General features: G+C 50.0%; 6 protein-coding genes. All 6 read right to left on the bottom strand.

Features of this window, described 5'->3' with window-relative positions:
• Window positions 1-86: 86 nt before the first annotated feature.
• The gene (locus AC3DOM_RS14335; RefSeq protein ID WP_487919729.1) at window positions 87-839 is read right to left on the bottom strand and encodes an SDR family NAD(P)-dependent oxidoreductase; all 753 of its coding nucleotides are present in this window, start codon (window positions 837-839) and stop codon (window positions 87-89) included.
• A 73-nt stretch (window positions 840-912) separates the two neighbouring features.
• Window positions 913-1,686 (bottom strand): SDR family NAD(P)-dependent oxidoreductase, encoded by a 774-nt coding sequence (locus AC3DOM_RS14340; RefSeq protein WP_487919730.1) that lies wholly within the window; start codon window positions 1,684-1,686, stop codon window positions 913-915.
• An 86-nt stretch (window positions 1,687-1,772) separates the two neighbouring features.
• Window positions 1,773-2,528 carry an SDR family NAD(P)-dependent oxidoreductase gene (locus AC3DOM_RS14345; RefSeq protein ID WP_487919731.1) on the bottom strand — a complete coding sequence of 252 codons (756 nt, stop codon included), beginning with the start codon at window positions 2,526-2,528 and terminating at the stop codon, window positions 1,773-1,775.
• A gap of 50 nt (window positions 2,529-2,578) precedes the next feature.
• The gene (locus AC3DOM_RS14350) at window positions 2,579-3,706 is read right to left on the bottom strand and encodes an ATP-NAD kinase family protein (protein WP_487919732.1); all 1,128 of its coding nucleotides are present in this window, start codon (window positions 3,704-3,706) and stop codon (window positions 2,579-2,581) included.
• Entirely contained in the window at window positions 3,707-5,278 is a 1,572-nt protein-coding gene (gcvPB, locus tag AC3DOM_RS14355; RefSeq protein WP_487919733.1) for an aminomethyl-transferring glycine dehydrogenase subunit GcvPB, read from the bottom strand.
• A partial coding sequence (gcvPA, locus tag AC3DOM_RS14360; RefSeq protein ID WP_487919734.1) for an aminomethyl-transferring glycine dehydrogenase subunit GcvPA occupies window positions 5,275-6,481 on the bottom strand: 1,207 nt, incomplete at its 5' end. The genes gcvPA and gcvPB, both read right to left, overlap by 4 nt.

A 6,481-nucleotide genomic window follows, 5' to 3' on the forward strand; every position in this document is an offset into this window, starting at 1 on the left:
TGGAGAATTGATGCCGATCAACTATTCAATTATTAAAGTGTCAGGTGGCTAGAATTTTTTTGAATATTTTCATAGCACAGATATCATTATTGGCTTGCCAATCCCCCAGCAATTTCACCACCATCAATCACAAAGCTTTGTCCTGTAATATAAGAGGCGTCTTCAGATGCCAGGAATGCAAATAACGCCGCGACTTCATCGGGACGTCCCATCCGTTCTAAAGGAATTTTAGATTCACATTCGCGTAACATTTCTTCTGTATACTCCGCTTCCTGCATCGGGGTCAGGACATATCCAGGACAAACGACATTTACCCTTACTTTTGGGGCCAGTTCCAATGCCATTGATTGGGATAATTGAATCACACCTGCCTTTGAGGCATTGTAATCTGAGTAATTAGGATGCCCGATGATCCCATTGGTGGACCCCATATTTATAATAACTCCGCTCCCATTCTCGATCATCCGGCGAGCGGCTTGCTGAGCCACATAAAACACACCGCTTAAATTTGTTTTTATTGTCTTATCCCAGTTTTCAATAGTAATATTTAAAAAATTATGTCTAAAACTAATGCCAGCGTTATTAATCAATACGTCTATTCCTCCCCATATCCTGTCTACTTCCTCGAATGCGCTGGATACTTCCACTGGATTACCTACATCGGCTTGAAGAGTTCCATCCAAGGTCGGAAATTTTTTATTGATCGCTTCCAGCTTATCAGAGCTTCTGCCAAGCACAATTACTCGTGCGCCCTCGTTTAAAAAACGTTCTGTAATAGAAGCACCGATACCGCTTGCTCCTCCTGTAACGAGTGTTTTTTTGCCCTTTAGTCTTCCCATAGTTATCTCTCTTTCGACATGGAAGGTAGCTATTTATAAATTTTGAGCATATCGTGGAGATTATTGAAATCTCTTATCCAGTTCCAGCAAGCCCCCCTCCATCCACGACAAGAATTGATCCGGTAACGAACGCAGACGTATCGCTTGCAAGGAATAATACAGCTTGAGCGATGTCCTTAGGCGTACCAATTCGGCCCAAGGGTCGCCCTTTGGAAGAATCTTTAACCATTTGATCATAAGAAATCCCTAATCCATCTGCCTCAGATCGCAGCATGGGAGTATCTGTATCACCGGGGCAGACAGCATTAACACGAATATTCTTTGGTCCATGGTCAATCGCCATGGCACGGGTCATGTTGGTTACCGCACCCTTGGATGCACAGTAAGAGATAGCGTTTTCACCACCTTGAATCCCCCAACCCGAACTGACATTGATAATATTTCCCTCTCCGCGTTTTTCCATATAAGGGATGGCAAATTTACTCATCAAGAAAACAGATTTGACGTTCACACCCATAACTTGATCCCACTCAGTCTCGGTAATTGTTAGCACGTTGGTGCGGCTAACAATGCCAGCGTTGTTAAAGAGGATGTCTAGCCCGCCGAAAGTTGCCACCGTCTGCTCAACCGCCAGTTGACAATCGGCAGATTTGCTCACATCACATTTAATGAAGATGACCTGCCCACCCAGATTTTCGATTTCCTTTTGAGCGGATTCTCCCATTTCCTGGTTGATATCGACTATTGCTACAGCTGCACCCTCATCGGCAAACAGTAGAGCCGTTGCCCGTCCAATCCCTGATGCCCCACCCGTGATCAGCGCGACTTTATCTTTTAAATTATCCATATGTACCTTCCTTTGTGAACCAAAAGGAGTACGAAGAATCGGGAATTTTTACTCCTGTATACTCTTCGTATCTTGGTAATTAGTATCTATGCCTGGCTGGCCAGCCCACCGGCGATCTCACCACCATCGATGACAAAATGTTGCCCAGTGATGAATCCCGCCTCGTCTGAAGCCAGGAAGGCAAACAGTGCTGCCACATCTTCTGGCGTACCCAGTTTCTGCAAGGGAACCTTAACTTCAAAGGCCCGGCGCATTTCTGGCGTATATTCAGCTGCTTGCATGGGAGTCATGATAAAGCCGGGGCAAACCGCATTAACCCGGATAGTCGGGCCCAATTCAAGTGCCATCGAGCGGCTCAACTCAATCACTGCGGCTTTGGTGGCATTGTAATCGGCATAGTAGTGATAGCCAACCAGTCCGTTGCTTGAGCCCATATTCAGGATCACACCGCCGTCTCCGGCCAACATCCTGTTGGCAGCCTGTTGTGCCACATAAAAGATGCCGTTCAAATTCACATCAACAACAGAACGCCATTGGTCAGAAGGAATATCCATAAACTTGTTGCGGATGCTGATACCGGCATTATTTATCAGTATATCCAACCCGCCAAGCAGATCATCTAACTCAACAAACGCATCTGCAACTGCCTTGTCGTCGGAAACATCTGCCAGGAGGATTCCACTTAATTTGGGTAATTTTTTTCTGGCTTGTTGGCAAGCCGCTTCATCATGGTCCAGGATTACAACCTGGGAGCCTTCCTCCAGAAAGCGTTCGGCCGTGGTAAACCCGATCCCGCTAGCACCACCAGTGATTAATACTCGTTTATTTTTCAGGCCTTTCATAGTACCTCCTTCACTTGCCAAACATCCGAGGTCGTGGAAACCTTGGATGACTAATATGCAATTTTGTAAATAATTTTTTCGCGATACCCGGTAACCACCTCAACGTAGCCGGTTAACAACTTGTCAACTTTCGGATCGCTGGTATCTACCAATAATGGACGCCCTCGCAGGGCAGCGATCTTGCTCGCCAGGCAAACCACCAGGATATTTTCCCGACCGACAAGGCGAATCACCCGCGGACTGATTTGCTGGTTGCCACGCCCAAAAAGAAATCCCTGCCCACCTGTAGGTGTCACAATTAACTTCAGTGGACGGTGTGAGAGCATTTCCAAAATCTGCTGCTCCCCAACATCGCTCACAAGGAGTTTATCGCGAGTGATAATATCCACACCCACGAGTGTTTTGGGAAGATCAAGATGTTCGGCTATCGCTCGTGTGGTAGTACCCGGACCCAGGATATAAGCTTGATTGGGGGTCATGCGCTCAACGACATCGGTTGCAATTGCCTGTGCCTGGACAACTTCGCTGGCTGGGGTGGGCACCTTCTGATTTTGGACGCGCCTTCGTCGATAGGGGATGGTCAGGGAACCGCAAAGATGAGTGGAAATCTGCCCATCCCGATATGCATCTTCATTCAAATCCAGGACTTCGGCTTCATGTATTCGAACCCCTTTTCCTTGCAGGAAGGCTAATGCTAATTCTCCCGAATCCTTCGGGGTGATACCGAAAACCGCAGAGTAGATCTTGACACCTGCGGGAATACCCAGAACGGGGAAATTACTTCCGATGGCTTGGTAAATATCACAGGCGGTGCCATCGCCTCCGGCAAAAAGGATCAGGTCAACTTTGGCTTCCTGCATGGCCTGGGCGGCAAGTTGTGTGTCATCTGCAGTCGTCAAACCCCCATCTCTTTGAGGGCCGGAGATAGGCTGAGGTGAGAATCCACACTTTTGGGCAACGAGCTCACCCATCTCGCCCGGAGCAGTTACCAGTTCTAACTCTCCTGTAAACGAATGCAAAACTTCTAATGCCGCTGCGGTGCGTTCCTGGGCGAGTGGAACCGCACCCAGAGCACGGGCCTGCTGCTGAATTTCCAACCCATCACTGCCTTTCAGCCCTACCCGCCCACCAATCCCAGCGATGGGGTTAACGATCAACCCTAATTTCTTGCCTGCCATTTATTCTCTTTTTGTCTGGCCTGTTTTGCGCAAATAGGCTCGCCATGTAACAGCCCATTCATCAGGGTCATCAAAGGGATCGTGGTGGGTATGATGGACGGTACTGTTATGCGGCGCGGTCTTGATGATCTCTGGATTAGTATAGGCTTCTTCCGCCATTTGGCGCAGTACGGCTACATATTCATCCAAATCGGCCTTGGAATAGGCTTCAGTCGGTTCGAGTGTCATCGGTTCCGGCACCACAAAGGGGTGATGGCTGGTCCAGAAGTGCATCCCAAAATCGGCGATCCGCACCGCCATTTCTTCTGAGTGGATCCCGGTCTCTGCGGTGAGTTTTTCCCAGCTGTAGCGAACTTGCTCTATGCGGTGTTTGCCTTTGGCGTAAGGCGCGCTGACACCTCGAATTTCGAGTACTTTTTTGAGCAAATAGTTATTGTTCAGCACAGCGACCTCGGATACCTCGCGCAGACCATCAGCGCCCAGACTCATGATCCAGGCGTAGGCCCGCAATATATTGGGAGTCACGCCATAAAAAGGACGCACCTTCCCGATACTTTGGGGCCGGTTGTAGTTCAGGGAATATTTCTGGCCGTCGAATTCCACAGTCGGCACAGGTAAAAATGGGGCCAGGGCATCTGTCACACAACTGGCACCCGCACCTGGACCGCCACAGCCGTGCGGAGTAGAGAAGGTCTTATGCAGGTTAAAGTGGCAGGCATCAAAACCAGCTTCACGAGCTCGTGTGATCCCCAGGATTCCATTGGCATTGGCCTGATCGTAAAAACATAGTCCACCAGCCTGATGGACCACATCCACGAATTCCTGGATGTGTGGGTTGAAAATGCCGGTATCTTCAGGATTGGTGATCAACAAGGCTGCAGTACGGTCGGAAACGGCAGCCTTAAGGGCTTCAAGGTCAGGGTAACCATCAGGATCGGGATACAAGGTGATGACTTTGTATCCGGCGACTTTGGCTGCTGCGGCATTGGATGGATGAGAAAAAATTGTCGTGATCACTTCATCTCGTTGTTGCGCATCCCCTCGAGAGGCGTGGTAGGCCCGAATCATGCAGATATTCGTATAAATCGCTGCTGAACCAGCTCCAGGTTGGAGACTGACGCGGTCCATACCGGAGATTTCCTTGAGCATCCCCTCCAGTCGATATATTATTTCCAAAATACCCTGAACTGTGACTTCATCCTGCAGAGGATGCAGTTCGGTCAGCTTGGGGGTACTGGCCAGTTGATCGTTGATCTTTGGGTTGTACTTCATCGTGCAGGTGCCCTGGCCAATGTCAATGTTCAAATCTACGCCCAGAGTTTCCTGGGATACTCGGACATAATGCCGCAAAACTTGATTTTGTGACATTTCAGGTAAAGCCGGCGGCTTTTTGCGCCGCAATGCTTCTGGCAACTTTTGAGCCGGGTTGCCAACCTGTTTTTCGATTTCTGCTTCGACGGGAGGCAACAACACCCCGCGCTGACCGGTCTGACTCAACTCGAAAATGACTGGTTCGTCCCAACGAGCCTGGTGGAAACGGCGTGGAGATGGTTTTTTGGCGATGGGTTTCATCCCAGCACCTCCTTTAGCGAGGAAGCAAGGCGGTCGATATCTGCCTTTGTATGAATTTCAGTTACACAGAGCAAGGCACTTACGCCAAGCTCGGGGAAATCGCGGTTCAAATTCACTCCTCCAAAAATATCTTGTTCGAGTAAAGCCTGATTGATATCGGCAACTGTCTTGCCAGTGTCAGTGAAATCTACAACGAACTCAGTAAAGTGTGGCCCCATGTCAAAGGGTACCTTTACGCCTGGTAGTTCGGTCAATTTTTGGATGGCATAGCGGCAGCGTTGCATGATTCCCTCGCCGACCTCAACCATGCCCTGCGGCCCCATCAAGGCCAGATAGACACCTGCGGTGATCCCCCACAGGGCCGCGGCTGTGCCGACCCATTCCTTGCCTTCTTCGCGAATGGCAAATGATGTGCGCTCGTAGGCTACATCGCCAAAACCATATTCGCCTTCCACGTCAGTGGGTGCCACGCCGAACAATCGGGAAGGGAATTCCATTATAAAGGTGGGATCATCTTGAGTGGCGATGAATCCGCCGTGCCCCCCGCCATAATGCATGTGGATGCCCAGACTTTGGATGTCACCACAAGCGATATCAGCACCGTACTCCACCGGAGGTTGAATCACGCCTAATGAGAGCGGTTCCACCCCGACAACGCACAGCGCCCCTGTGTCGTGCGCCGCGGCACTGATTTCTTCTACCTGGGTTTCGATCAACCCTAAATAGGTGGGATTCTCGAAATATACTGCGGCCACTTCTGGGTTGAGGAGCTTTTTCAGGGCAGCCAGGTCCAGTGTGCCATTCTGAGGCTGATATGGAATCCGCTCGATCATGATATCCGGTTTTAGATATTCTTTGATCATTGAGAACTTATCAGCACCCATATTGGCTGGCAGCAGGACAGTTGTACGGCCGGTGATGCGTGCGGCCATGCGCAGGGCCGTGGCTGCGGCCTGGAATCCGTCGTAGGTGGGCACGTTGACAACTTCCATATTGAGTAGTTCGGCCATCAAACTTTGGTATTCGAAGAGCGCCTGAAAGCGGCCGTGATCCTCGTAGGGTTCACCAGCATAAGCGGTCAGAAACTCACCGCGCGAGTTGATCTCATCGCACACAGCCGGGATCTGGTGCTGGTAGCAGCCGCCACCCAGGAAACTGAGCGTTTCACGAGTGGAGCGGTTAGTGTTTAATAAGCCGTCCACG

This window comes from Candidatus Desulfolinea nitratireducens (genome assembly GCF_982879505.1).

What these genes read in the sequence shown, in the direction of transcription:
- AC3DOM_RS14335 (WP_487919729.1), bottom strand. Translation starts at nt 839, where the DNA reads ATGGGAAGACTAAAGGGCAAAAAAACACTCGTTACAGGAGGAGCAAGC.
- AC3DOM_RS14340 (WP_487919730.1), bottom strand. Translation starts at nt 1,686, where the DNA reads ATGGATAATTTAAAAGATAAAGTCGCGCTGATCACGGGTGGGGCATCA.
- AC3DOM_RS14345 (WP_487919731.1), bottom strand. Translation starts at nt 2,528, where the DNA reads ATGAAAGGCCTGAAAAATAAACGAGTATTAATCACTGGTGGTGCTAGC.
- AC3DOM_RS14350 (WP_487919732.1), bottom strand. Translation starts at nt 3,706, where the DNA reads ATGGCAGGCAAGAAATTAGGGTTGATCGTTAACCCCATCGCTGGGATT.
- gcvPB (WP_487919733.1), bottom strand. Translation starts at nt 5,278, where the DNA reads ATGAAACCCATCGCCAAAAAACCATCTCCACGCCGTTTCCACCAGGCT.